This window comes from Aeromonas sp. OTU364 (assembly GCF_038440395.1).
GTDB lineage: Bacteria > Pseudomonadota > Gammaproteobacteria > Enterobacterales > Aeromonadaceae > Aeromonas.
The window spans coordinates 1-25,506 of sequence record NZ_JASATR010000004.1 but is presented as its reverse complement, the minus strand read 5'-3'; the positions used below and the strand labels follow the sequence as shown (position 1 = coordinate 25,506).

General features: G+C 63.5%; 19 protein-coding genes and 1 other annotated feature. Of the genes, 7 read left to right on the top strand and 12 right to left on the bottom strand.

Annotation, left to right across the window (positions count from 1 at the left end):
* Positions 1-84 precede the first annotated feature (84 nt).
* From hisIE to hisG, 11 genes are all read right to left on the bottom strand, one after another.
* Positions 85-720: a bifunctional phosphoribosyl-AMP cyclohydrolase/phosphoribosyl-ATP diphosphatase HisIE gene (gene hisIE / locus AAHB08_RS06085; RefSeq protein ID WP_342058412.1), complete on the bottom strand. Its 636-nt coding sequence runs from the start codon at positions 718-720 to the stop codon at positions 85-87.
* On the bottom strand, positions 713-1,486 hold the full coding sequence (hisF, locus tag AAHB08_RS06080) for an imidazole glycerol phosphate synthase subunit HisF (protein WP_342058411.1): 774 nt from the start codon (positions 1,484-1,486) through the stop codon (positions 713-715). The genes hisIE and hisF overlap by 8 nt, the downstream gene beginning before the upstream one ends.
* Positions 1,487-1,662: 176 nt before the next feature.
* Positions 1,663-5,643, bottom strand: coding sequence for a PAS domain S-box protein (locus tag AAHB08_RS06075; RefSeq protein ID WP_342058410.1), 3,981 nt, complete (start codon positions 5,641-5,643; stop codon positions 1,663-1,665).
* Positions 5,640-7,796 carry a PAS domain-containing protein gene (locus tag AAHB08_RS06070; protein WP_202045571.1) on the bottom strand — a complete coding sequence of 719 codons (2,157 nt, stop codon included), beginning with the start codon at positions 7,794-7,796 and terminating at the stop codon, positions 5,640-5,642. The genes AAHB08_RS06075 and AAHB08_RS06070 overlap by 4 nt, the downstream gene beginning before the upstream one ends.
* Complete coding sequence (locus AAHB08_RS06065) at positions 7,789-8,898, bottom strand: response regulator (RefSeq protein WP_202045572.1); 1,110 nt, start codon at positions 8,896-8,898, stop codon at positions 7,789-7,791. The genes AAHB08_RS06070 and AAHB08_RS06065 overlap by 8 nt, the downstream gene beginning before the upstream one ends.
* A 154-nt stretch (positions 8,899-9,052) precedes the next feature.
* On the bottom strand, positions 9,053-9,787 hold the full coding sequence (gene hisA / locus AAHB08_RS06060; protein ID WP_202045573.1) for a 1-(5-phosphoribosyl)-5-[(5-phosphoribosylamino)methylideneamino]imidazole-4-carboxamide isomerase: 735 nt from the start codon (positions 9,785-9,787) through the stop codon (positions 9,053-9,055).
* 5 nt (positions 9,788-9,792) lie between these two features.
* A complete protein-coding gene (gene hisH, locus AAHB08_RS06055) occupies positions 9,793-10,422 on the bottom strand; it encodes an imidazole glycerol phosphate synthase subunit HisH (protein ID WP_342058409.1) in 630 nt (209 codons plus the stop codon).
* Entirely contained in the window at positions 10,422-11,573 is a 1,152-nt protein-coding gene (hisB, locus tag AAHB08_RS06050) for a bifunctional histidinol-phosphatase/imidazoleglycerol-phosphate dehydratase HisB (protein WP_202045575.1), read from the bottom strand. Before hisB ends, hisH begins: the two co-directional genes overlap by 1 nt.
* A 12-nt stretch (positions 11,574-11,585) precedes the next feature.
* Positions 11,586-12,686: a histidinol-phosphate transaminase gene (gene hisC / locus AAHB08_RS06045; protein WP_342058408.1), complete on the bottom strand. Its 1,101-nt coding sequence runs from the start codon at positions 12,684-12,686 to the stop codon at positions 11,586-11,588.
* 94 nt (positions 12,687-12,780) lie between these two features.
* Positions 12,781-14,079: a histidinol dehydrogenase gene (gene hisD, locus AAHB08_RS06040; protein ID WP_342058407.1), complete on the bottom strand. Its 1,299-nt coding sequence runs from the start codon at positions 14,077-14,079 to the stop codon at positions 12,781-12,783.
* Between the two features lie 12 nt (positions 14,080-14,091).
* Entirely contained in the window at positions 14,092-14,988 is an 897-nt protein-coding gene (hisG, locus tag AAHB08_RS06035; RefSeq protein WP_202045578.1) for an ATP phosphoribosyltransferase, read from the bottom strand.
* A 24-nt stretch (positions 14,989-15,012) separates the two neighbouring features.
* Positions 15,013-15,141: a sequence feature (His leader region), on the bottom strand.
* Positions 15,142-15,326: 185 nt separating this feature from the next.
* Between hisG and AAHB08_RS06030 the strand changes: the two genes are divergently transcribed.
* The 7 genes from AAHB08_RS06030 to rnd all read left to right on the top strand — a co-directional run bounded on the left by AAHB08_RS06030 (position 15,327) and on the right by rnd (position 22,978).
* A complete protein-coding gene (locus tag AAHB08_RS06030) occupies positions 15,327-15,572 on the top strand; it encodes a hypothetical protein (protein ID WP_265436712.1) in 246 nt (81 codons plus the stop codon).
* Between the two features lie 66 nt (positions 15,573-15,638).
* Positions 15,639-17,549, top strand: a complete 1,911-nt coding sequence (locus tag AAHB08_RS06025; protein WP_342058406.1) for an ATP-dependent DNA helicase — start codon at positions 15,639-15,641, stop codon at positions 17,547-17,549.
* A gap of 213 nt (positions 17,550-17,762) precedes the next feature.
* A complete protein-coding gene (tsaB, locus tag AAHB08_RS06020) occupies positions 17,763-18,464 on the top strand; it encodes a tRNA (adenosine(37)-N6)-threonylcarbamoyltransferase complex dimerization subunit type 1 TsaB (RefSeq protein WP_342058405.1) in 702 nt (233 codons plus the stop codon).
* A 67-nt stretch (positions 18,465-18,531) separates the two neighbouring features.
* Positions 18,532-19,050, top strand: coding sequence for a Slp family lipoprotein (locus AAHB08_RS06015; RefSeq protein ID WP_202045584.1), 519 nt, complete (start codon positions 18,532-18,534; stop codon positions 19,048-19,050).
* A gap of 2 nt (positions 19,051-19,052) precedes the next feature.
* The gene (locus AAHB08_RS06010) at positions 19,053-19,892 is read left to right on the top strand and encodes an alpha/beta fold hydrolase (RefSeq protein WP_342058404.1); all 840 of its coding nucleotides are present in this window, start codon (positions 19,053-19,055) and stop codon (positions 19,890-19,892) included.
* 196 nt (positions 19,893-20,088) lie between these two features.
* Positions 20,089-21,765 (top strand): long-chain-fatty-acid--CoA ligase FadD, encoded by a 1,677-nt coding sequence (gene fadD, locus AAHB08_RS06005; protein ID WP_342058553.1) that lies wholly within the window; start codon positions 20,089-20,091, stop codon positions 21,763-21,765.
* A gap of 100 nt (positions 21,766-21,865) precedes the next feature.
* Positions 21,866-22,978: a ribonuclease D gene (rnd, locus tag AAHB08_RS06000; protein WP_247626075.1), complete on the top strand. Its 1,113-nt coding sequence runs from the start codon at positions 21,866-21,868 to the stop codon at positions 22,976-22,978.
* An 83-nt stretch (positions 22,979-23,061) separates the two neighbouring features.
* Here the strand turns inward: rnd and AAHB08_RS05995 are convergent.
* On the bottom strand, positions 23,062-25,506 hold a 2,445-nt coding region (locus tag AAHB08_RS05995), incomplete at its 5' end, for a type I secretion C-terminal target domain-containing protein (RefSeq protein ID WP_342058403.1).

The following is a 25,506-nucleotide window of genomic DNA, read 5'->3' as shown; positions in this document are numbered from 1 at the left end:
GCTGCACCACGTCTTTGAGGCCCAGCCCCTCGTTTTGCAGCAGCACGGTGAGGTGATAGAGCTGGGTCAACATGGATTCGTTGTTCACTTGGTGTGGCGCTCATAAAGCCGCTGCACCACATCCTTCAAACCCAAGCCTTCGTTTTGCAGCAAGACGGTCAGGTGGTAGAGGAGATCGGCGGATTCGTTGATGAGCTCCTCCCTGTCTTTCGCCATGGCGGCCAGGGCCACCTCCACCCCCTCTTCACCCACCTTCTGGGCGATGCGCTTGGTGCCCTTGCCATAGAGGCTGGCGGTGTAGCTGGTGGCCGGATCCGCGCCTTTGCGAGATGCCAGGATCTGCTCGAGCTCGGCGAGAAAACCGAGCGGCGGCAGCGGGTGGCCGTCGAAGCAGGAGGGATTGCCAAGATGGCAGGTCGGGCCCACCGGGTCGGCGGCGATCAGCAGGGAGTCCTGATCGCAGTCGGTGGTGATGGCGACGAGTTTGAGCACATGACCCGAGCTCTCGCCCTTGGTCCAGAGGCGCTGCTTGCTGCGGCTGAAGAAGGTGACCTGGCCGGTGGCTTCAGTCTTTTCCAAGGCCTCGCGGGTCATGAAGCCCTGCATCAGCACCTCGCCGCTTAGCGAATGCTGGACGATGGCGGGGATCATGCCGTCACACTTGTCCCAGTCCAGGCGCTCGGCCAGGGGCAATGCTTTGTCTACTGCTTGATTATTCACGGATGGCGACTCCTTCGTTTTTCAGCCAGCGTTTCAATTCGGGAATGGGGATAAGGCCCTTGTGGAACACGGACGCCGCCAGGGCGCCGTCCACGTCGGCCAGGGTGAAGGCATCGCGAAAGTGTTCCATGGCACCGGCGCCGCCGGAGGCAATCAGCGGCACCTTGCAGACGGCCCGCACCAGTTTGAGCTGCTCGAGATCATAGCCCTGGCGCATGCCGTCCTGGTTCATCACGTTCAGCACGATTTCGCCGGCGCCGCGCTTTTGCACCTCCTTGACCCACTCCAGGGTGGTCCAGCTGGTGGTGCGGGTGCGGCTCTCGTCGCCGGTGAACTGTTTGACCTGATACTGGCCGCTTGGGGCATCGAAGTAGGAGTCGATGCCCACCACCACGCACTGCACGCCGAAACGCTCCGCCAGCCGGGTGATCAGGGAGGGGTCGGCCAGGGCCGGGGAGTTGATGGAGACCTTGTCGGCCCCGAACTCCAGGATCTGGCGGGCATCCTCGACGCTCTTGATGCCGCCGGCGACGCAGAAGGGGATGTCGATGACCTCGGCCACCCGGCTTACCCAGCTCTTGTCCACCACCCGGGCGTCGCTCGAGGCGGTGATGTCATAGAACACCAGCTCGTCGGCACCCTCGGCGGCGTAGCGGCGGGCGAGATCGACGATGCCGCCCATCACCTCGTGGTTGCGAAACTGCACGCCCTTGACCACAACGCCATCTTTGACGTCGAGGCAGGGGATAATACGCTTTGACAACATGCTCATTGCTCCATGTAAAGCACAGTTAAAAAATCATCGTTCTGCCGGTGACGCAGGATCAGGCGGCGGACGGAAAAGCGGTTGGCATGCTTTCACTGCTGGATCCTGAGCGGGAAACGGCGCGCTCATCGGGCGGCGCGGCCCCGGGGGAACCAACACTATATGCATGACTTTATTCAGTGATTCAACCCTTTGTCTCCCTTCGGCTGGCCCGGGGGCGGTGAAGCGCCATCGGGGAGAGGGGGCATGACCTCAGTGGGGGGCTCATCTGCTTGCGCGCATTGGTGCAAGGTGAGCAGGGCGCCGTCAAAGTCAAAGCTCTTCAACTGCCTGGCCAGGGTCTCGCTGCGGGGCCCGAGCATGAGCCGCAGGGGGGCGGCATACTGCTCGAACAGCGGGATCACGGCGGTGTCGCTTTGCAGCAGCAACGCCTCCATCTGCTGGCGCAGATCCCGTTGCCACTGGCTGCCAAGGGGGATGAGCTGCGGCGCCTGGGCGGACACCTCTTCCCCCAGCCGGTCGTGCAAGGCCGCCAGCTCCCCGGCAATGACCGTCATCAGGGCGGTCGGCTCGGGGCCATCCCCCGCGAGTGTCTGCTCCAGCTGCAGGCATTGCCGCGCGAGTTCCACCATGCCAAGGGTGCTAGCGACCCCGCGCAGGGTGTGAACCAGCCGGGTGGCGCTCGTGCTATCCCCCGTTTGCAGATGGTGGTGGAGCAGGACCATGTCCTGGCCATGCTCGTTGGCGAAGTGGCGCAGCAAGGCAAGGTATTTGTCCTGCTTGCCTTGCAGTGCCGCCAACCCCTGTTGCAGATCCAGCCCGGGGACGCCCTGTAGGCGGGCGAGGGGGCCTGCTAGGGGATCGCGGGACAGATCCTGCTCACCGGGCTCCACCACGGGCTCCACCATTCCCTTGTTCGGCAGCCAGCGCTGCAGCGCCTCAAACAGCTTGGCGGGGGTGACGGGCTTGGCGATGAAGTCGTTCATGCCGGCGGATTCACAGGCCTTCCTGTCCTCCTCGAAGGCGCTCGCCGTCAGGGCGAGGATGGGAAGCCGCGCCAGGCCGGGCAGGGCGCGGATGGCGCGGGTGGCGTCGTAGCCATCCATCACCGGCATCTGTATGTCCATCAGGATGAGATCGTAGGGATGCTGGCGGACAAGGGCCAGCGCCTCCTGGCCATTGACGGCGGTCTCGATGACGAGGCCGCTGTTGCAAAGCAGCTCCAGCACCACCTCCCGGTTGATGGCGTTGTCCTCCACCAGCAGCACCCGGGCAGTGTGGGTGAAGACGGTTTGCGCTAGGCTCTGCTGCGGCGGGAGCGGGTGCGGCGCCTCCCCCTGACCCGCAGAGAGGGCGGCGGTGAACCAGAAGTTGCTCCCCTGGCCGAGGGTACTGTTGACGCCGGCCTCTCCCCCCATCAGGGTGGCGAGCCGGCTGGTGATCGCAAGCCCGAGGCCAGTGCCGCCGTATTTGCGGGTGGTGGAGACGTCGGCCTGCTCGAAGGCCTGGAACAGCTTCTCGCACTGCTCCGGGCTGATGCCGATACCGGTGTCTTCCACCTCGAAGCGCAGCAGGTTGCCGTCGGCAAGCGGACGGGCCACCCGTACCCGCAGGGTGACCGCACCTTGTTCGGTAAACTTGATGGCATTGGCGGCGTAGTTGAGCAGTGCCTGGCGCAGGCGGGTGATGTCGCCATGGACCCAGGTGGGCGAGTCTCCCATGTCGACCATGAGGGAGAGGCCCTTGGCGCGGGCCTGCTCGCTCATCAGGGCGCTGACGTTGTCCAGCATGGCGGTGAGGGAGAAGTCGCTCTGCTCCAGCGCCATCTTGCCCGCATCTATCTTGGAGAGATCCAGGATGTCATTGATGATGGTGAGCAGGTGCTGGGCGGCATTGTCGATCTTCTCCAGCCGCTCGTGCTGGGTGCTGTCCGGGGTGTCGCGCTTGAGCAGATAGGTGAGCCCCAGGATGGCGTTCATGGGAGTGCGGATCTCGTGGCTCATGTTGGCCAGGAAGGCGCTCTTGGCACGGTTGGCACTCTCGGCGCGCTGGTGGGCCTGGGCCAGTTGCAGGGTGCGCTCATCGACCATCTCTTCCAGGTGGTAACGGTACTGATCCAGCTCCTCGCCGAGCTGTTTCTTCTCGGTGATGTCGGCCTGTACCGCCACATAGTGGGTCACCAGCCCGTTCTCCTGGCGAATGGGGGAGATGGCCGCCAGCACCTGATAGTGTGAGCCGTCCTTGCGCCGGTTGACGAACTCGCCGTGCCAGCGCTGGCCACGCTTGATGGCGTCCCACAGGGCGACATAGGTGGCTCTGGGGGTGAGGCCGGAGCGCAGCAGGGAGGGGGTCTGGCCGATGATCTCCTCCTGCTGGTAGCCGCTGATGGTCAGGAAGGCCGCGTTGACATATTCGATGCGGGCCCGAGTGTCCGTGATGAAGACGCCGTCCGGGCTCTGCTCCAGTGCCAGGGAGAGCTGCCTCAGCTGTTGCTCGGCCTGCTTGCGCTCCGTGATGTCAAGATGGATGCCGAGCAGACGCAGGGGGCGCTGCCAGGCATCCCGATAGACGCTGCCCTTGCTCACCAGCCAGCATAGGTCGCCGTTTGGCTGCAGGATCCTGAACTCGATTTCGAAGGGCTTGTCGCTGACCGACAGCTCGGCCAGCAAGGTGTCTATACGGGGCTTGTCGTCCGGGTGCAGGCAGGCCTGCCAGGCGTGAAAGGTGGTGAGTTGCCCGGCGTCGCGGCCATAGAGGCGGGCGCATTCCGGGGAGAAGAAGAGGTGATCATTGACCATGTCCCACTCCCAGATCCCGACGTGGGCGCCCTCCTGGGCCATCAGCAGCCGCTGCTCGCTCTCGCGCAGGGCGCTGCTGATGGATTCGGCCCGTACCCGGGCACTGATGGCATCGTCCATCAGGTTCAGTGCCGCCAGGCGGGCGCGGCGCTGGGTATCGAGCGCCGCCTGCTGATTGTGCAGCAACTGCTGCTCGGCCAGCTTGCGCTCCGTGATGTCCTGCACAGTGCCATAGAGCTCGACGACATGGCCGTTTCCGTCCCGCAAGGCAGCCCCACGGGCGATGACCCAGACCGGGTGCCCCTGCTCGTTGATGACGCCGGCATCACATTCATAGGGCAGCCCATCGCGCAGACAGTGCTCGACGGCCTGGGCTATGGTGTGCCAACCCTCCTGGGTGAAGTACTTTTTCACCTCGGGATAGACGGCAGGGGGGAGGGCGGGATCACGGCCATAGATGCGGTAGATCTCCGGAGACCAGAAGTGGTTGCCGTCGCTGACACGCCAGCGCCAGTTGCCGATTTTGGCCAGCCGCTGGGATTCCCGCAGGATCCCCTCGTTGCGGCGCAGGGCCTCCTCCGTCTCCTTGTTCTGCTGATTGTCCTCGATGATGGAGATGAAGTAGTCGGGCTCCCCCTCGCTATCCCTGACCAGGGCCACCGTCAGTGTCGTCCAGATGGCCTCGCCCCCCTTGTGCAGATAGCGCTTCTCCAGGGTGTAGTGGGGCAGCTCGCCCGCCAGCATCCGGTCGACGTAGTGCTGATCGATGAAGAGATCGTCCGGGTGGGTGATCTGCTGGAAGCTCATGCCCATGAGCTCACCGGCGCGATAGCCCAGCATGTCGCATAGCCGCCGATTGACCCGCAGCCAACCACCATCGGGGGCGACCAGGGCGATGCCGACCGCCGCCTGCTCGAAGGTGGCCTGGAAGCGGTTCTCGCTCTGTTGCAGGCGGGACTGGGTGTTCATCAGCTCCTGCCAGCGCTGGATCTCCCGGGCGCGGGAGCTGTGGATGGCGGCACTGAGGAGGCTGACGAGCACGCCGTTGGCAACCAAGAGCCCCCACTGCACCAGATCCTGGCCGGTCGCCACGGTCAGCTCATGGATCGGGGGCAGCAGGAAGTAGGTGGTGACCAGGGCGCTGATCAGGGTGCAGAGCAGGCCTGGCAGCAAGCCCCCCAGCAGGGCACAGAGGATGATGGGCAGCATGAAGAGCACCAGCAACGGCCGCTCGCCAAAGGCGATGGGCAGCTGGACCCGGATCTGCAACATCAGGACGGGCAGCAGCAGGGCCAGCAGGCAGACGCCCCAGCGCTGGGTGGCTGGGCGGACGTGCCACAGTTGCGGTCGGTGCATCATGGGTGCTCCTCCGGCGGCATGGGGGCCTGGGGGTAGGGCGGCGGCAGCCCGAGCTGGTGTGAGAGCGCATTGATCTGGTGCTTGAGGGTCAACATGGCGAGCTCCCTGTCCACCATCACCTTGTTGAAACGCTCCAGCTCCTCGTTTTGCTGGCGCAGCTCCATGGCCTGGCGGGTCAGGGCCTGCTCGACCTGCTCCCGCTCGGTGACATCGAGCAAGAGCCCGAGCACGGCGGGCTGGCCGCGATAGTCGACGCGCCGCCCGTACAGCTCCACTTCCAGGGGCTGGTTGTCGTGGTGCAGGGCGCTGAAGCGGGCATGGATGTCGCTACCCTCCTGCTCGCATCGCTGCACCAGCTCGGCCACCCGGTCGCTGTCCTTCGGGTTTGCCAGGGCGTGCAGGGGACCGACGCCGAGCAGTGCGCCGGGGGAGTCATAGCCAAACAGGTGGGCAAAACAGGGGTTGATGTAGCAGAGTTTGCCCTGCTGGATGATGTAGATGCCGGCGAGGGATTGCTCCACCAGGGCGCGAAACAGCCCCTCCCGCTCCCGCAGGTCTGCCTCGGCACGCTTGAAGCCCGTGATGTCGCGGGAGATGCCAAAGATGCCGATCACCTGACCCTCGTTGTCCTGCAGCGGCCCCTTGGTGGCGAGGAACACCCGATCACCACTGGGCAGGGTCAGGTACTCCTCCTCGGTTTGCACCCGGTTGTTCTCGATCACCCGGCGGCCTGCCTCCATCAGCATCCGGGCCTGATCGGGGGGGAAGATGGCCAGGTCATCCTGACCCAGCATCTCGGCGGCGGGTCTGCCCACGAACTGGCTGGCGGCGCGGTTGAACAGTATGTATTTGCCCTCCCTGTCCTTGGCGAAGATGGCATCTTCCGAGCTGTCGGCGATGGCGGAGAGCAGTTGCAACGCCTGCAGCCGCTGTGCCTGGGAGTGGCGCACCTGCTCTGCCATCAACAGCCGGGTGTGCTGGCGCAGCAAGATGATGCCGGCGTTTGTAACGAAGAGCACCAGCAGGGCGATGAGACCAATCCAGATGCTCTCCTTGAAGCTGGCCTGGTTGAGCTCGGCCTTGTCTATCTTGGTCAGCAGGTACCAATCCGTGTCCGCAACCGGATAGACGACGCCAAAGGCCGCGATGTCGCGATAATCCATGCCGGACAGCACCCTTGACCTTCGCTGCCCGCCGTCCAGCCGCAGATACTGGGCCGCCAGCAGGGTGTCGTGATGAAGTGGAAGGTACAGGCGCAGGGCCGAGTCGGGGCGATAGCGCGGGTCGTTCAGATACTGCACCTGATCTGCGCGCTGGCGAAACAGCATGGCTTCCCCACTGCTGTCGGGGATGGGCCAGGGTGTGAGTATCTGGTTTATCCAGTGACTGCCGCTTATCTGCAGCACCATGACGGGGGCCGCCCCGGCCGCCCTGGTCAGGGGGGCCAGGAAGTCGAGCCGGGGTTGACCTCGCTCATCCAGATAGGGGCCGACCCTGAGCACCTTGCCCGGCTCCACCCGGGTCAGGGCATCGCGCAGGGTGGCATTCATGATGCCGGCCCCCGGGGTCTGCCACAGGGCCTGGCCGGCGGGGTCGAAGAGGGCCGCGCCATCGAATCCCCGCCCCGAGATGAACTCGACCAGATGTGTCAGTTGCTGTGCCTGTTCATCGGAGGGTCTCTGAGGCTCGGCGGGAGAGAGTGCCCTGTCGCGGGAGTTGCCGATGATCTGGCGCAGATCCTGCTCCCGGTTGCCCAGCCACTCGGTGATGCGCCTGCTCTTGAGATCGGCGATGGTCTCGAGGCGTGCCACCTCCTTGTCCCGGGTCAGGCCGATGTTCTGGGCGATGGCCATGGCGGTTAGGGCCAGAATGAGACCATTTAGCAGCAGAATGGGCAGCCACTGACGCCCGGTGAGGCGGGGGCTGGCGGTGGTCTGATTGATGCGACGGCGCAGCATGGCATAGAGCATGAGCGCGGTAATGAGGATAAACAGCCACCCCTTGATGGTGCTGGCCAGGGCGAACTGGGCCGGGGTGTGGAAGAGCCACTCCACCGCCTTGTCCGAGAGCAGGATCCACAGGCTCGCCACCGCGGCATAGGTGAGTACCACGTTGAGCACCTGGGCCCGGGTCAGGGGAGGCTGCTCAGCCATGGATTGCCTCGGCGACATCCTGGTAACGTCTGGCGATGAGGACGAACTGCTCGAAATGGCTGTCGAAGGCTGCCACCACGTCCGGGTCAAAGTGTTGACCGCTGCCGGAGAGGATCAGGGCGCGGGCCTCGTCATAGGACATGGCCGGTTTGTAGACCCGGGCGCTGATGAGGGCGTCAAACACATCCGCCAGCGCCATCAACCTGGCCGAGAGGGGAATGGCATCGCCGCAGAGGCCGTCCGGGTAGCCGCTGCCGTCCCACTTCTCGTGGTGCCAGTGGGCTATCTCCTTGGCCAGAGTGAGGAAGGCCAATGGCTGCTCCATATCCCGCTCGGCCTCCTCGATGGCGTCGCTGCCGAGCTTGGCGTGGGTGCGCATGATCTGCCACTCCTCCGGGATCAGCTTGCCCGGTTTGAGCAGGATATGATCGGGAATGCCGACCTTGCCGATGTCGTGCAGGGGGGCGGAGCGGCTCAGCAGATCGATGTAACCCGGCGACAGGGTCCCGGCAAAGCGGGGGTGACCGGCAAGGGCGCTCGCCAGCAACCGCACGTAGCCCTGGGTGCGCAGGATGTGATTGCCGGTCTCGGGATCGCGGATCTCCGCCAGATGGGCCAGCGCCCGGATGGAGACCTGCTGGATCAGATCGTTTTCGGCCATCCGGCGAGCGACCTCTGCCTCCAGGGCCGCGTTCTGATCGTGCAGACCATCCCGGGCCTGTTTGGCCTCCAGCTGGGTGCGTACCCGCGCCTGGACGATGACGGGCTTGATGGGCTTGGTGATGTAGTCGGCGGCCCCGAGGGACAGGCCCTGCTCTTCGCTCTGGGGATCGGCGAGGGCGGTGAGCAGTACCACTGGGATGCGGTGGGTGTCGGGGTTGGTGCGAAGTTGCTTGAGTACCTCGTAGCCGTCCATGCCGGGCATCATCACATCCAGCAGAATGAGATCGGGTTTCGTCTTGCCACTGGCGATGCGCAGGCACTTCTCCCCGCTCTGGGCGGCGAGTACCCGGTAACTGGGTGAGAGCAGCTCGGTCAGCACCATCAGGTTCTCGGGAGAGTCATCGACGATGAGGATGGTGGCACAGTGAGATCTGAACATAAGCCTTCCGTGACATTATCTCGATGAGTCCGAGTATAGAGCCAATTGTTCCCAGATTATAAGGGCTTGCCGCTGCACCCTCAGAAGATAGAGGTGCCTGTTCCGGCGCTGATGGCCGGACAGGCACCTTGGGGAGCCGCGGGTGATCCCGTGGTCACTCACCCCAGCAGGCGATGGCCTGCTGTACGTCGAACTTGCCCTCCAGCAGGGCGCGGCCGAGGATGACTCCCTTGACGCCTGTGTCCTTGAGCGCCTCTATGTCCGCCAGGCCGCCGATGCCGCCGGAGGCCTGAAACGCCACGCTGGGGTAGCGGGCACAGAGATCCCGGTAGAGCTCGACGTTGCTGCCCGAGAGCGTCCCGTCCCGGCTGATGTCGGTGCAGAGCACGTGCTTGAGCCCGGCGGGGAGGAAGCGCTCGATCAGCGCCTCCAGGCTCACACCGCTGTTCTCCTGCCAGCCTGCCACCGCGATCTGGCGATTCCCCTCTGCATCGATATTGACGTCCAGCGCCAGCACGATGCGCTCGGGGCCATATTTCTCCATCCAGCTAGCCACCAGATCCGGGGACTTGACCGCAGTGGAGCCGACCACCACCCGGTTGGCGCCGGCGGCCAAGAGGTCTGCCACATCCTGCTCGCTGCGCACACCGCCGCCCACCTGCACCGGCGCCCTGGTGGCCGCCAGCAGGGTGGTGATGAGGGCGAGCTGGCGCGCTTTTGCATCCTTGGCGCCGTCCAGATCCACCAGGTGCAGTTGCGCCGCCCCCTGGGCGACATAGTCGTCGAAGCGGGCCTGGGGGCTGCTGCTGTATGCGGTCTTCTGGCCGTAGTCCCCCTGATAGAGTCGGACTACCTGACCATTGATGAGGTCGATTGCGGGAATGATCATCCTTGTTACAGCTCCAGAAAGTTTTGCAGTAAACGGGCACCGGCTGCGCCGGATCGCTCCGGGTGGAATTGGGCGCCGAAGAAGTTGTCGCGCCCCACGATGGCGGTGAAGGGCTGGCCATAGTCGCAGCTGGCGAGCGTCGCTTCTGTCACCTCCAGGGCGTAGGAGTGGACGAAGTAGAAGTAGCTGCCGCTCGGGATCCCCTTGAGCAGGGGATGGGTCTCATCGTGCTCTATCTGGTTCCAGCCCATGTGGGGCAGGCGCAGATCGCCCACCTCCATCAGCCGGATCCTGCCAGGCACTATGCCGAGGCAGTCGATGAGCCCGCCTTCGCCGCCATCGGTGCTCATGTTCTCCTCGGAGGCCTGTGCCAGCATCTGCATGCCGAGGCAAAAGCCCAGCAGGGGCTGCCTGGCGGCGCGGATCAGCGGCACCAGGTTGCGCTCGTTGAGATTCTTCATGGCGGCCACGGCTGTGCCCACCCCGGGCAGGATCAGCTTGTCTGCCCCCTCGATATCGGCCGCCTTGCTGGAAACCAGCGGCTGCACGCCGAGACGCTCGAACGCCATGCGCACCGAGGCGAGGTTCGCACAGCCCGTGTCGATGATGACCAGCGTCTGCTTGCTCACATCCATCACAGCACCCCCTTGCTGGAGGGGAGTTCGCTCCCTTCCACCCGGATGGCCTGGCGCAGGGCGCGGCCAAAGCCCTTGAACAGCGCCTCCACCTGGTGGTGGGTGTTGCCGCTGCCGACCTTCATCTGCAATGTGATGGCCATGGCGTCCGAGAGGGAGCGGAAGAAGTGGGGCACCATCTCGGTGGCCATCTCGCCCACGCTGTCGCGGCCAAAGCCGCTCGGGCAGTCGAACACGAAGTAGGGGCGGCCGCTCAAATCCAGCGCCGTGGCCACGTCCAGCTCGGTCAGGGAGGGGGCCTGGGCACTGTCGTTCGTGCCTTCAACCAGGCGAGGACGACCGTCGATCACCGCCTGCACCTCGTCCATAGCCAGCACGAAGCCGAAGCGGCCGATGCCGCGCTTGTTGCCAAGGGCCTGGCGCAGGGCCTGACCGAGAGCCAGCCCGACGTCTTCCACCGTGTGGTGATCGTCGATGTGCAGATCGCCGCTGACCTTCAGCTTGAGGCGAAAGCCCGCGTGGGTGGCTATCTGATCCAGCATGTGATCGAAGAAGCCGATGCCGGTGGCAATCTGGTTGCCGCCGCTCTTGTCCAGGTCCACCGCCACCTGGATGCGGGTCTCCTTGGTGTAGCGCTCCACCTCGGCCACGCGCCCCTTGGAGAGCAGCTGATCACGGATGGCGAGCCAGTCGTGATCCTGCGGGTGGTAGCGAATGCCGCGAATGCCCATGTTTTCGGCGAGTTGCAGGTCGGTCTGGCGGTCGCCAATGACGAAGGAGTTGGCAAAGTCGATGCGACCGGACGCGAGGTACTCCTTCACCAGGCCGAGGTGGGGCTTGCGGCAGCTGCAGCCGTCGGTGGGGAAGTGGGGGCAGATCAGCACCTGCTCCCAGTTCACTCCTTGGGATTCAAAGAGGTGCATCATCAGATCGTGAGGGGGCTGGAAGTTCTCCAGCGGCAGGCTGGCGGTACCCAGCCCATCCTGGTTGGTCACCATCACCAGCACGTAACCGGCGGCCTGCAGCTCCCGCAGCACCGGGATCACCATGGGCTCGAAGCGCAGCTTGGCGAGGCTGTCCACCTGCTTGTCGGTCACCGGCTCCTCTATCAGAGTGCCGTCACGGTCGATAAACAAAAACGGGGTCTTCATCTGGCTACTTCCTTATACGCTGGCGGCAGACGGGTTGCTGGCTGAGGGGGTGCTGTTCGATAGATCGCGCAGCACGGTGAGGACGGCGTCCATCTCCCCCTGATAGCCGATGGTGATGCGGATGCTGTTGTCCAGGCCCGGCTTGCTGGAGAAGTCCCGCAAGATGATGCCGGCGGCCTTCATGGCGGCAAAGACGGCGGCACCATCGGTGAAGCGCACCAGCACGAAGTTGCCCTTGTCCTCGAACACCTCTTTCACGCAGGCAAGCCGCAGCAGCTCGGCCTTGATGAGGGCCTTCTGCTTGTTGAGCTCCTGCACCCGCTCCTGCATCAGCGCCAGCCCCATGGGGGAGAGGGCCTGGGCCGCAATCTGGGCGATGGGCTCGGGGATGGGGTAGGGGGCTATCACCTTGGCCAGCATGGCGATGAGCTCCGGGTCCCCCAGGGTGAAGCCGCAGCGGATCCCCGCCAGGGCAAAGGCCTTGGAGAGGGTGCGGGTCACCACCAGATTGGGGTACTGGGCCAGCAGATCCACCACTGAGCTTTCCGGGCAGAACTCGATATAGGCCTCGTCGACCACCACGATGGCGCGCTCCCGGGCCTTCTCCAGCAGGGCGATGAGCCCCTTGCGGCCCACCAGATCCCCGGTGGGGTTGTTGGGGGAGCAGAGGAACACCAGTTTCACGTCGGAGAGACGATCCGCGATGGCGGGCCAGTCCGGCTGACGGCTGGCGGTGAGCGGCTGCTCGACGATGCCGACGCCGCAGGTCTCGGCGCTGATGGCGTACATGCCATAGGTGGGGGGACAGATGAGGATCTGATCCTCCCCCGCCTCGCAGAAGGTGCGGATCAGCAGCTCGATGGCCTCGTCGGCGCCGCGACTCACCAGCACCTGGCTCGGATTGACCCCGGCGTAGGCGGCGTAGCCGCTCACCACCTCGGCCGGCTGGCACTCGGGGTAGCGGTTGAGACGGTTGCCCTCGATGGTGAAGGGGTAGGCCAGGGGCGCCTCGTTGGCGTTGAGCCAGACGTGACCCTGACCGCCGATGCGACGGGCGGATTGATAGGGGGTGAGGGCCCGCACCACGCGGCGAGCCAGATTGGCGATGCTCATGACAAATCCTTCTGCTGCTGGTCTGAAAGTGCGTTCAATCCGAGGGTGACGGCATTATTGATGAGGGCATGGCGCCCTCTCGGTGCGGTGATCGTCATGTCCGCTCCTCTTGCAGTGCATTCAATCTCAGCGTCACGGCATTCTTGTGGGCATCTAGCCCTTCCGCATCGGCGATGCGCTGGACTATGGGGCCAAGGCCCCGGATCCCCTCGATGCTCAGCTCCTGCACAGTGTAGCGGCGCTGGTAATCCGCGAGCCCAAGGCTCGAGCAGGTGCGGGCATAGCCATAGGTGGGCAGGGTGTGGTTGGTGCCGCTGGCGTAATCCCCGACCGACTCCGGGGTCCATGCCCCAAGGAAGATAGAGCCGGCGTTCTCGAGTTTATCCAGCAGATCGCGGGGGGCGCGGGTCTGCACGATGAGGTGCTCCGGCGCGTAGGCGTTGGAGATGGCGCAGGCCTCGTCCAGATTGTCGCAGAGGATCACCAGGCTGCTGCCGAGCGCCTGGGCGGCGATGTCGCGGCGGCTGAGCTTGGCCAGCTGGCCCTTGATCTCGCTGGCGATGGCATCGGCCAAGAGCGGCGAGGTGGTTACCAGCACCACCTGGCTGTCGGGGCCGTGCTCGGCCTGGGAGAGCAGATCCGCGGCCACGAAGGCGGGGCTCGCGCTCTCGTCGGCAATCACCAGCACCTCGGAGGGGCCGGCGGGCATGTCGATGGCGGCGCCGCGCCAGTCCCGGGAGACCTGGCCCTTGGCTTCGGTCACGTAGGCGTTGCCCGGGCCGAAGATCTTGTCCACCTTGGGAATGCTCTGGGTGCCGTAGGCCATGGCGGCGATGGCCTGGGCGCCGCCGATGGCGAACACCTTCTCGACACCGCAGGCGCGGGCGGCAAACAGGATCTCGTCGCTGGCCGGCGACGGGGTGCAGAGCACCACCTCACGGCAACCGGCGATGGCGGCCGGAATGGCCAGCATCATCACGGTGGAGGGGAGCGGCGCGCTGCCCCCCGGCACATAGAGGCCGACCCGGGCGATGGGCTGGGTGCGCAGCTCGCACACCACGCCGGGCTGGGTCTCCACTCGCACCACGGGCTGCACCTGGGCGGCGTGGAAGGTGCGAATGTTGGCAATCGCCGCCTCGATGGCCCCCTTGATGCCGTCATCCAGCCGCGCGCAGGCGGCCTCGATTTCGTCCTCACTGACGCGCAACTGCTCACGGGGGGCGCGCTCGAAGCGCAGGCCGAGTTCCCGCAGGGCGTCGTCGCCCCGGCTGCGCACCGCGCCGATGATCTCCTTGACCACGGCGCCTATGTCCGCCTCGTCATTGAGGGCGGGCCGGGTCAGCACATCGGCCTGCTGGGCGGGGGAGAGGGTCTTCCAGATCAGGGTCTGCATGATATCCCTTCCTTATTCCATCATTTTTTCGATGGGCAGTACCAGAATGGAGCTGGCGCCGAGGGCCTTGAGCTGCTCCATGGTCTCCCAGAACAGGGTCTCGCTGGAGACGACGTGCAGGGCCACCTGGTTGGTGTCACCGGCCAGCTGCATGATGGTGGGGCGCTCGGCACCCGGCAGCAGATCTGTGATGGCATCGAGCTTGTCTTTGGGGGCGTGCAGCATGATGTACTTGCTCTCGCGGGCCTGCTGCATCCCCTGAATGCGGGGCAGCAGCTTGTCGATGAGCTTCTGCTTGGCCTCATTCAAGGGGTTGGGAGCCTGCACCAGCACCGCCTTGGAGCGATAGATCACCTCCACCTCTTTGAGGCCGTTGGCTTCCAGGGTCGCGCCGGTGGAGACCAGGTCGCAGATGGCATCGGCCAGACCTGCGCGCGGCGCCACTTCTACCGAGCCGCCCAGCATCACGCTCTTGAAGCCGAGCCCCTTCTCGTCGAAGAAGCGCTTGAGCAGCCCGGGGTAGGAGGTGGCGATGCGCTTGCCCGCCAGACTTTGCGGCCCTGTGTAGGTGACGTCTTCCGGCACCGCCAGGGAGAGGCGGCAGCCACCGAAGTCGAGCTGCTTGAGGGTTTTCACCTCGAAGGGCAGACCCTGTGAGGCGCGGATGAGCTGCACCTCTTCCAGGACGTTCTCGCCTATGATGCCAAGGTCGACCACCCCTTCCATCACCAGCCCCGGGATATCGTCATCGCGCACCCGCAGTATGTCGATGGGCATGTTCTCCACGTGGGCGATGAGGCGCTGTTCCCGTAAGTTAATTTTGAGGCCGCAGCTCTTGAACAGGGCCTGGGAGTCCTGGCTCAGGCGACCGGACTTTTGCATGGCGATGCGCAGACGTTGTGTTTCCATTGCTCGATTTCCTTCTAGTCAAAAACGAAAAAACCCTCGGAAGTGTGTGCTTCCGAGGGTTCATGAATCTTGCGGTCCTTTTGGAAGTCACCAGTTAAGTGTCTTCCAGCAGTCAACCTCCTGAAAGACTAGTCGGGATGATGATGGTGATGATGAGTCTTCAGGGTGGTGAACTTCATGTAATCAATCCTTTACAAATAAGATGTCGTAGTTGACGCCTGATTTAAACTACCTGCCTTGACAGAAAATGCAACCTGAAATTGTGATTTGACCGATTAAAGTGGAGAAAACGGTTTTCTGGTCGATAACTAATCAAGATAGCCTGAGGAGTGATCACCATGCCCAGCCAGGACCTGTTATTCCCCATCTTGCCGCGCGCGCCGTCGACCCCGAGCCCCGACGACATCAAGCGGGAGGTGACTCAGATCAGCCAGAAGCATCAGCTGCGCAAGATTGGCACTGACAACGGCGGTGGCGCCCAGCAGCACCAGCAGGGGTATCAGCCGACCAGGCGTGATCAGCCAAAGGCGCAGGAAGATGATCACAAGCCGGATCCGGACCATCAGATCGATCTCTTCGTCTGAACGCATTATCAGTCCCGCTTTCGTCGCGCTTTTGGCATAATGGCCGCTTTTGCGCGGGACGCTCCTTTGACCATCCAGACCCTGTTCAAGCCAGATGGCCCTCTGGCCAGCCACATCGAGGGCTTCAAGGCCCGTGCGCCGCAACTGGAGATGGCCGAAGCGGTGGCGCGCGCCATCAAGAGTGGCGGCCGCCTGCTGGTGGAGGCGGGCACCGGCACCGGCAAGACTTACGCCTACCTGGTGCCGGCGCTGGAGTCCGGCAAGCGGGTGGTGATAAGCACCGGCTCCAAGAACCTGCAGGAGCAGCTCTTCTACCGGGATCTTCCCACCATCACGGGGGCGCTCTCCTACACCCCGCCGGTGGCCCTGCTCAAGGGTCGCAGCAACTATCTCTGCATCGAGCGGATGAACCGCCTCCTGAGCGAATCCCACCTGCAAAAGCCCGAGATCCTCAGCGATCTGGTGAAGGTGAAGTCCTGGTCCACCGCCACCGACAACGGCGATGTGGGAGACATTCCGGGGCTGCAGGAGAACGCCGAGATCCTCGCCCACGTCACCAGCACCAATGACAACTGCCTCGGTCGCGACTGCCCCTATTACGACGACTGCCATCTGGTGGTGGCCCGGCGCCGGGCCATGGACGCCCAGGTGGTGGTGATCAATCATCACCTCTTCTTCGCCGATATGGCGGTGAAAGACACCGGATTTGGCGAGCTGGTGCCCGAAGCGCAAGTCTATGTGTTCGATGAGGCGCACCAGCTGCCGGAGATCGCCACCAACTACTTCGGCAAGTCGGTGGGCAGCCGCACCATCCTGGATCTGGCGCAGGACATCCAGCTCGCCTATCGCGCCGAAGCCCACGACATGGGGCAGCTTGGCAAGGCGGCAGACAGGCTCTCCATCGCGAGCCAGGACTTGCGCCTCGCCTTCGGGATAGACGGGGGGCGCGGCAATACCCGGGATCTCCTGCGCCAGCCGCTCTGGGGCCAGGCCCTGGCGCGTCTCAACGACGCCATCGGGCTCTGCTACGAGGTGCTGAAACTGGCGCTCGGGCGCGGCGAGCAGCTGGATCACGCCTTCGAGCGAGTCTGCGAGTTGCGCACTCGCCTTGGGGAGGTGCTGGCGGTCAACCAGACAGGTTTCTCCTACTGGTATGACTGCTCCCGGCTGCACTTTTCCCTCAATCTCACCCCCTTGTCGGTGGCCGAGCGTTTCAGTGCCGAGGTGCAAAAGCCCGAGGTGGCCTGGATCTTTACCTCCGCCACCCTGACGGTGGACAACCGTTTCGATCACTTCAAGGCGGAGCTGGGGCTGGCGGGCAGCGCCGAGCTTATCCTCGACAGCCCCTTCGACTACGCCGAGCAGGCACGGCTCTGTGTGCCGCGCTATCTGCCGGAGCCCAACGCCTTCGGGCGCGGCGAGCAGCTGGCCAGTCTGATGATCCCCCTCATCAACAAGACGCCGGGGGGCTGCTTCTTCCTCTGCACCAGCCATCAGGTGATGCGGCAGGTGGCCGAGGTGCTGCGCCGGGAGATCGGCCGCACCGTGCTGTTGCAGGGGGAGGACAACAAGCAGCGGCTGCTCAAGACCTTCGTGGAGAACGGGCGCGCCGTGCTGGTGGCCACCAGCAGTTTCTGGGAGGGGATAGACGTGCGAGGGGCGGCATTGTCCTGTGTTATCATCGACAAGCTGCCGTTTGCGAGCCCGGACGACCCGTTGCTCAAGGCGCGGGTGGATGACTGCAAGCTCAAGGGGGGCGATCCCTTCGCCGAGTTGCAGCTGCCCAAGGCGGTGATTGCCTTGAAACAGGGGGTGGGGCGGCTCATTCGTGATCGCAGTGATCACGGCGTACTGGTGATCTGTGATCCACGCATGGTCAACAAGCCCTATGGCGCCACCTTCATCAAGAGTCTGCCCGCCATCCCTCGCACCCGGGAGCTCGGGTCCCTGGGGCGTTTCTTTGATCGGGGCGACTGAGTCTGCCGGTTATTTCCCAGAGCGGCTGGCGAGCCTGGGACGCTGTGTCGAGCGGGATGCTCGGGCCTGGGCCGCGTACCCGGCGCGCTATGCATTGGACCTCAAATGCTGGCGGGTGGCTAGCGATTGACGGATTTGCCATGTTAAGAAAACGGGTGAGCTCTGCTCGCTTGCACGTTATGTAATTGACTGATTATATAGAGATTGTAACCCATGACCGAGTTGAAGATCCTGGCCGTTGATACCGCCACCGAAGCCTGCTCCGCCGCCCTGCTGGTGGGCGGCAAGCTGTTCTCCCGTTGGGAAGAGGCGCCGCGGGATCACACCCAAAAAATCCTGCCCATGGTTCAGGCTGTGTTAGACGAGGCCGGTCTATCGTTGACTGAGCTCGACGCCATCGCCTTCGGGCGTGGACCGGGCTCCTTTACCGGCGTGCGCATCGGGATCAGCGTGGCCCAGGGGCTCGCCTTTGGCGCCGGCGTGCCGCTCATCGGCATCTCGACCCTGGCTGCCATGGCCCAGGGGGCTTATCGTCTGGAGGGAGCAACGCGGGTGCTGACCGCCATCGATGCGCGGATGAACGAGGTCTATTTTGGCCACTACGAGCTGCTCGATGGCCGCATGCAGCTGGTGGGGGAGGAAGTGGTGAGCGATCCCGCCGCGCTGATTGACGCGCGCGGCAAGCTGGCGGGCAGCCTGAGCTGCGTCGGGACCGGCTTTGAAACCTATGGCGAGACGCTCAATGCGCTGGCCGACGAGCTGGCGGTGAGCCAGGTGCGTTTCCCGGCGGCGGTCGACATGCTGCCCCTGGCACGCAGTGCCTGGCTGGCGGGGGAGGCGGTGGCTGTGGAGCAAGCTACTCCCGTCTATTTGCGCGACAAGGTGACCTGGAAAAAACTGCCGGGTCGCGAGTGACATCCAACGGCGAGCCGCGACTCGACGCCAGAGTGTGAAGGCGGGCGGTGCGGACAAGGAGAGGCAAATGATGAAACGCGTGATCATGCTGGGCCTGACGGGGCTGCTGCTCGGCGGCTGCAGCACTGTGCCCAAGGAGCTGGCCTATGAGCCGGAAAGCCAGCTGGTGGCCTATCAACCTGCCCTGCAGGGGATGGAGGGCAAGCCTGCGCGCTGGAGCGGCGTCATCTCGGCGGTGCACAACGAGCAAGATCAGAGCGTCATCGAGGTGGTCTACCTGCCGCTCAAAGCCAACGGCGTACCGACCCAGACGGAGCAGAGCCCGGGGCGTTTTCTGGCCGTCATGAAGGGGTTTGTGGATCCGACGCTCTATGCCAAGGGGCGCAGCCTGACGGTGCTCGGCACCCTGGACAAGCCGGTGGACAGCCAGATAGGCAATCACAAGTATCGCTTCTCCGTGCTCAAGGTCACCGCCAGCAAGCTGTGGCCGCCGGTGAAGGAGGTGGAGATCCGCTACATGGACCCCTACTTCTACGACCCCTTCTATGATCCCTTCTGGCCAAGACGCCACTACTCCCGCTGGTGATCATGGAAGAGCGCTTCCTCACCCTGTCCGATGGACGGCGCATCGCCCTGCTGGATAACGGCCGGCAGGGCAAGCCCCTGATCATTGCCCTGCACGGCTGGCTCGACAACGGCGCCAGCTTCCTGCCCCTTGCCCCCCATCTCGCTGAGTACCGCCTCGTCTGTGTCGATCTGCCGGGTCACGGCCATTCGGATCACAAACCGACCCCCTATGTCTTCGTCGACTGGCTCGACGATCTGCACCAGATTGTCCAGGCTGCGGGCTGGCAGCGTTTCACCCTGCTCGGCCATTCGCTGGGGGCCCTGATCGCCAGCGCCTATGCCGGGGTCTTCCCCGAGCAGATAGTGCGGCTCATCCTGCTGGAGGGGTTGGGGCCGCTCAGCCAACCCGATGAGGAGGTGCCTGCTCAGTTGCGGCGGGCCATCCTCAATCGCAGCCGCACTCGCGAGCGAGCGTCCGGTGGCTTTGTCTCCCTCGACGAGGCGGTGGCGGCCCGCTGCAAGGTGGCTGACATCTCCCCGGCGGCGGCGCGCCTTATCTGCGAGCGCCAGCTGGAGGCGCGGGAAGGGCGCTGGCACTGGCGCAGCGATCCCCGTCTGCGGGATCTCTCGCCCATGCGCATGAGCGAGGGCCAGGCCCAGGCGCTGATCCGGGCCATCGCCTGCCCTGTGCTCTTCATCCGGGGCGAGCAGGGGTTCCAGAGTCTGCTGGCGCAGTGGCAACTGCGGGGGCCGGCCTTTGGCCAGATTGAAATGGTACAGGTGGCGGGAAATCATCACTTCCATATGGAAAATTCGGCAAAAACCGCCGTTTATATCGAAAACTTCTGTCAGATCCGGTAGGATCGCCGGCTTTGGATCATGTCAGGTTTGCTTTCTCCCTCACACTTCTCGTTGTTAATTCGCTGTTAATCGATGTTGCCTTATGTAACTATGTGCGGCATTAGAGCTGTAGCTTAAAACAACTGATTGAAATGGATGTGACAGGGACGGAGGCAACACAGTGAGCGCACAGGTGCTAGTTATGCAGGAGAAGTTCGTGGAAAGAGTCTGGCTGAAGCGTTATCCAGAAGGGGTGCCCGCCGAGATCAATCCAGACCAATACGGCTCCCTGGTCGAGATGTTTGAAGAGTCGGTGGCCCAGTTTGCCGACCAGCCCGCCTTCGTCAACATGGGGCAGACCATTACCTATCGCCGGCTGGAAGAGCAGTCCCGTGCCTTTGCCGCCTACCTGCAAAACGAGCTCAAGCTCGGCAAGGGCGACAGGGTGGCGGTGATGATGCCGAACCTGCTGCAATACCCCATCGCCGTGTTCGGCATACTGCGGGCCGGCATGACGGTGGTCAACGTCAACCCCCTCTATACGCCGCGCGAGCTGGAGCACCAGCTCAAAGACTCCGGCGCCAAGGCCATCGTCATCGTCTCCAACTTCGCCCATACCCTGGAGAAGGTGGTCTACGACACCCCGGTCAAGCACGTGATCCTGACCCGCATGGGGGACAACCTCGGCCTGGCCAAGGGCACCCTGGTCAACTTCGTGGTCAAGTACGTCAAGAAGCTGGTGCCCAAATACAATCTCCCGCACGCCAGCACCATGCGCCAGGCCCTGGCCAAGGGGCGCTACCTGCAGTACATCAAGCCGGAGATCAGCAACCAGGACATCGCCTTCCTGCAATACACAGGCGGCACCACGGGTCTCTCCAAGGGGGCCATGCTGACTCACCGCAACATGATTGCGAATGTGGAGCAGTGCCTCGGTGTCTATGGTCCCGTGCTGGAGCGGGGCAAGGAGTTCGTGGTCACGGCGCTGCCGCTCTACCACGTCTTTGCCCTGACGGTGAACTGCCTGCTGTTCATGCGCCTGGGTGGCTACAACCTGCTCATCAGTAACCCCCGCGACATCCCGGGCTTTGTCAAAGAGATTAAGAAGTACCCCTTCACCTGCATCACAGGGGTCAACACCCTGTTCAACGCACTGGTCAACAACGGCGAGTTCCAGAGCATGGACTTTTCCAGGCTCAAGCTCACCATAGGGGGCGGCATGGCGGTGCAGCGGGCGGTGGCCGAGCAGTGGAAGACGCTGACCCGGACCCCGCTGCTGGAAGGCTATGGCCTGACCGAGTGTTCACCCCTGGTGAGCGTCTGCCCCTACGATCTGGTGGATTACAACGGCTCCATCGGTCTGCCGGTCTGCTCCACCGAGATCCGGCTGGTGGATGACAAGGGGTTGGTTATCACCGAGCTGGGCGCCCCCGGCGAGATGCAGGTGCGTGGCCCCCAGGTGATGACGGGCTACTGGCAGCGTCCTGAGGCGACCGCCGAGGTGATGCAGGATGGCTGGCTCTGTACCGGCGACATCGCCGTGTGCGACCAGCAGGGCTTCTTCAAGATCGTCGATCGCAAGAAGGACATGATCCTGGTCTCCGGCTTCAACGTCTATCCGAACGAGATTGAAGACGTGGTGGCGCTCCATCCCAAGGTGCTGGAAGTGGCCGCCGTCGGCGTGCCTAACCCGGTTTCCGGCGAGCTGGTGAAAATCTTCGTGGTCAAGAAAGATGCAAAGCTGACAGAGGACGAGATAATTGCCCACTGCCGCAAACATCTGACTGCCTATAAGGTGCCGAAACTGGTAGAATTTCGCGACGAACTTCCCAAGACCAATGTGGGCAAGATCCTGCGGCGCGTGCTGCGCGACGAGGAGATTGCCAAGCAGTAACCGGCATGCACTGCTCTGCAGTCAAGCGCTGTCGTTATGCAAAACCGTGGGTCATGCCACGGTTTTTTCTTTCTGGGTCCCGACCAACGTGCAGGCAAAGATGCAATATCAACTCATTTCACAGCAAGCCGAACTGGAGCAGTATCTCGCTTCCCTGGCCGACGTTCCCCTGGCCATAGATACCGAATTCGTTCGCACCCGTACCTACTATCCCCAGCTCGGTCTGTTCCAGATCTATGACGGCGAACGCCTCGCCCTGCTGGATCCCCTGACCCTGGATCTCTCCGGCCTGTGGCAGCGGCTCGGCCGGGCAGGGCAGATCGCCATACTGCACGCCTCCGGTGAAGATCTGGAGCTCATCCAGCATCAGGCGGGCCACTTGCCCAACCAGATGCACGACACCCAGCTCGCGACGGCATTTCTGGGGTACGGCGTCTCGGTGGGTTTCGGCGCCCTGGTCAACGAGTTTCTCGGGGTGACTCTGGAAAAGGATCAGGCCCGCACCGACTGGCTGGCCCGTCCCCTGACCGCGCGCCAGCTCGAGTACGCGGCGGCAGATGTCTTCTACCTGATGCCCCTCTACGAGAAGGTGATGGCCAGGCTGCATGAAAGCGGCAAGTTTGCCTGGTTCGAGCAGGAGTGCCAGAACCACTCCGCCCGCAAGACCCAGGGCAGCGATCCCCGTCAGGCCTACCTCGAGATCATCAACGCCTGGCAACTGGGTCGGCGCGAACTGGCCATTCTGCGCGAGCTCGCCGCCTGGCGTCAGCAAGAGGCGGTGCGCCGGGATCTGGCCCTGAACTTCGTGGTCAAGGAGCTGCACCTGTTCAAGGTGGCGGAGCGCCGACCCACTTCATTGCGGGATCTCAACGAGCTGGGGCTGGCCCCCATCGAGATCAAGATCCACGGCAAGCGGATGCTGGACATCGTCGCCTCTGCCCAGCAGAGCGATCCTGACAGCTGGCCAGAGCCCATTCGCCGGCTGGTGGACTTCCCCCAGTACAAGGCCGAGCTCAAGCGCATCAAGGCCATGGTGGAAGAGAAGGCCAAGGCCAGCAACATCCCGCCGGAGCTGGTGGCCAGCAAGAAGATCATCCACCAGTACTTCACCTGGAGCTGGCGGATGAGCGCCGAGGAGCGGGCACGCGCCGACAAGCCCATGCTGCTGCAAGGCTGGCGTCATGAGCTGGTGGGGCATCTGCTGGCCCAGTAGCGGGCCTCTGATGCCCCTATGACGAAAGCCCTGGCTGCGTGTGCGGCCAGGGCTTTTGCTTATCCGGATGGCGTGAACCGGTTTTATCCGTGGGTCAGCAGGTTGCCTTGCTGCTGCAACTCGTCGAGATGCAGGCCTGTGGTGCCCTGCAGCAGAACCAGATCCTGGAAGCCTGCATCCCCCGTTGTGCCATCCCTGTCCACGCTGAGGATGGTGCTGCCATTTTCCTCCCGCACCGCCAGATAGTCGGACAGGTCGCCGCCCGTCGTATCCTGGAACAGATCTCGCAGATCCAACACGTCTCCCCCCTGTATCAGGTTGGCACTATTGAAGTCGGTTATGGTATCGAGCCCCCCTTCGCGGCCGAAGACGAAGGTATCGCTTCCTTCCCCGCCAACTAAAACATCATTGCCAACCCGCCCGTTCAGGGTGTCGTTGCCATCGCTGCCCACCAGGCCATCATCGCTATCTGTCCCCGTCAGTATTTGATCTGCCAGTATCGCGTGGTAGCGGATCGTGGTACTGGCATCTTCCCCTTGTATCATCTGGAAACCGGCTGTCGTATAGGTGCCCTGCAGCTGGATTTCGCTGCGGTGGGTACCATCGTCGATGGTCAGCACACCGCCGCTCGCGGTGGCGTTGCTGATATAGGCGATCGTTGCGCTGCCAACGTCGGCCAGCTCGAACTTATCTCCTGCGTTGAAACCAGAGACGGTGCCGGTGAAGTCGGCGGCATGTGCCAGCCTTAGGATCCCATCCCCCTCGAGGGCAAAAGCTGTGTCCATGTTCGACGCAGCAGCGTAAGCCAGCGTAGCCATGCCGCTGATCAAGGCGCTGCCGGTACCGCTGACAGCCGCGTTCAAGATCACATTGCCGCCATTGGCCCACAGCAGGCCGCTGTTGTCGAGCCCGCTGTCGATGATCAGACCACCGGTCCCGGTCGCTGCCAGCATGCCGGAGTTGATGATGACCTCATTGCCTGTGTCGATCACCAGGGCATGACTGCCATCGGCGAGGATGCTGCCTGCGTTGTTCAATATCAGTTGCCCGGCACCGAGTTGGCCTGCACCACGGATGCTGTTGTCGATGTTGAACAGCACTGTATCGGCGCTGCCACCGAACAGTGCATTGTGGTCGCTGTCGGAGAGCACCAGTTGTCCGCCGCCACTCAGGCTGGCACCGCGGAACAGGATCTCCAGGCTGGCGCCGCTGTCGAGGCCACCAAGGGCAATCATCCCTTCGTTGATGAGGCTGCCACCAAACGGCATGATGGCCCCGTCACTTATGGTGAGGATACCGCCGTTGCGGGTCACCGGATCGATGTTGAACTCGAAGTTCGCCTCGCCGAGCATAGACCCATCGATCCCTTTGATTGTGATGCTCTGGCCCTCGCCAATGCTGATCACCGCATTGCCATCGACGTCATTGCCTATTTGCACGTTTGCCATGCTGGTGACGCCGGCAAAGCCGATCAGATCCAGCCTGTCGTTGGTCACGTCGAAGTTGTAGACGACGTTGTTGCCGATGGGTTGGGCGAACACGAACTGATCCGCACCGGATGAGCCGGTTAGGTTGTCGTCTTGCGACAGGGCGAAGATGGGGGAGCCTGGGGCATAGGCTTCGACATTATCGGCGATATAGGCGCTGCCCATGCTGCCGTCGACGTTGGTCCAGCTCATGTTGACAGCCAGGACTACGGCCCCGACAAAGTCAGCCGGGGTGGTGACGGTGAGGCTGCTTGGATCCTCGGTCATTAGGCTCCAGGTGCCGTCGCCATTGTTGTTGCCGCCGTTTATGGTCCAACCCGAGGGAACGCCGGATATCTTCATCGAGATCAGGCCAATAAGCCCCTCGGGGGCTTCCAGGGCCAGGTGGATCGGTTCGCCGGCAATACCAGCGGGTGCTAGAGATGCAATCTGTGGTGTGCCGAAGGAAGTTGATGTGGCGACATTGCCATTGCTGTCGATCACATTGTTACCCGCATTCAGGTTTAGCCCTAGAGTGTTACCTCGGTCGCCATTGGCTGGCTGTCGACCATCGTAGGCAACTGTCAGCGTCCAGGTCGAGCCGGAGCCTGAGACGCCCGTGATACTGGGGAAGGGCGAAACGCTGGTAGCACTGCCGAACAGGGTGAAGTCTTCGGCGCTGACCCCGTTGACCTGTTCGGAGAAGGTGACGGTGAAGGTCGCGGTGCCGGAGTTGCCGCTACGCGAACTGATGCCCGTGATGGAGAGTACGGTCGGTGCGACCTCGTCGAGGTTGTTGACCGCGAGGATGACGGCCTGATCGGTGGCAGGGTTGACACCATCGCTGGCCAGGACGCTGAAGCTATAGCTGGACTGGGTCTCGTGATCGGGGTTGCCGAGCAAGGTGACCGCGCCGGTGGTGGCGTTGATGGTGAACTTGTTGGCATCGGTACCGGCGAGGCTGAAGGTCACGCCGGCGCTGATGTCGGCGCTGTCGTCGGCGGTGGCGGTGTAGACCACCTGGCCGGCGCCGCTGTTTTCATTGAGAGCGGCCGCAGTGCT

Bases quoted from the DNA above. Each gene is read 5' to 3' on its own strand.
- AAHB08_RS06065 (WP_202045572.1), bottom strand. From the start codon at position 8,898: ATGTTCAGATCTCACTGTGCCACCATCCTCATCGTCGATGACTCTCCC.
- AAHB08_RS06070 (WP_202045571.1), bottom strand. From the start codon at position 7,796: ATGGCTGAGCAGCCTCCCCTGACCCGGGCCCAGGTGCTCAACGTGGTA.
- hisG (WP_202045578.1), bottom strand. From the start codon at position 14,988: ATGGAAACACAACGTCTGCGCATCGCCATGCAAAAGTCCGGTCGCCTG.
- AAHB08_RS06015 (WP_202045584.1), top strand. From the start codon at position 18,532: ATGATGAAACGCGTGATCATGCTGGGCCTGACGGGGCTGCTGCTCGGC.
- tsaB (WP_342058405.1), top strand. From the start codon at position 17,763: ATGACCGAGTTGAAGATCCTGGCCGTTGATACCGCCACCGAAGCCTGC.
- AAHB08_RS06075 (WP_342058410.1), bottom strand. From the start codon at position 5,643: ATGATGCACCGACCGCAACTGTGGCACGTCCGCCCAGCCACCCAGCGC.
- hisC (WP_342058408.1), bottom strand. From the start codon at position 12,686: ATGAGCATCGCCAATCTGGCTCGCCGCGTGGTGCGGGCCCTCACCCCC.
- rnd (WP_247626075.1), top strand. From the start codon at position 21,866: ATGCAATATCAACTCATTTCACAGCAAGCCGAACTGGAGCAGTATCTC.
- AAHB08_RS06030 (WP_265436712.1), top strand. From the start codon at position 15,327: ATGCCCAGCCAGGACCTGTTATTCCCCATCTTGCCGCGCGCGCCGTCG.
- AAHB08_RS06010 (WP_342058404.1), top strand. From the start codon at position 19,053: ATGGAAGAGCGCTTCCTCACCCTGTCCGATGGACGGCGCATCGCCCTG.
- hisD (WP_342058407.1), bottom strand. From the start codon at position 14,079: ATGCAGACCCTGATCTGGAAGACCCTCTCCCCCGCCCAGCAGGCCGAT.
- hisF (WP_342058411.1), bottom strand. From the start codon at position 1,486: ATGTTGTCAAAGCGTATTATCCCCTGCCTCGACGTCAAAGATGGCGTT.
- hisA (WP_202045573.1), bottom strand. From the start codon at position 9,787: ATGATCATTCCCGCAATCGACCTCATCAATGGTCAGGTAGTCCGACTC.
- hisH (WP_342058409.1), bottom strand. From the start codon at position 10,422: ATGGATGTGAGCAAGCAGACGCTGGTCATCATCGACACGGGCTGTGCG.
- hisB (WP_202045575.1), bottom strand. From the start codon at position 11,573: ATGAAGACCCCGTTTTTGTTTATCGACCGTGACGGCACTCTGATAGAG.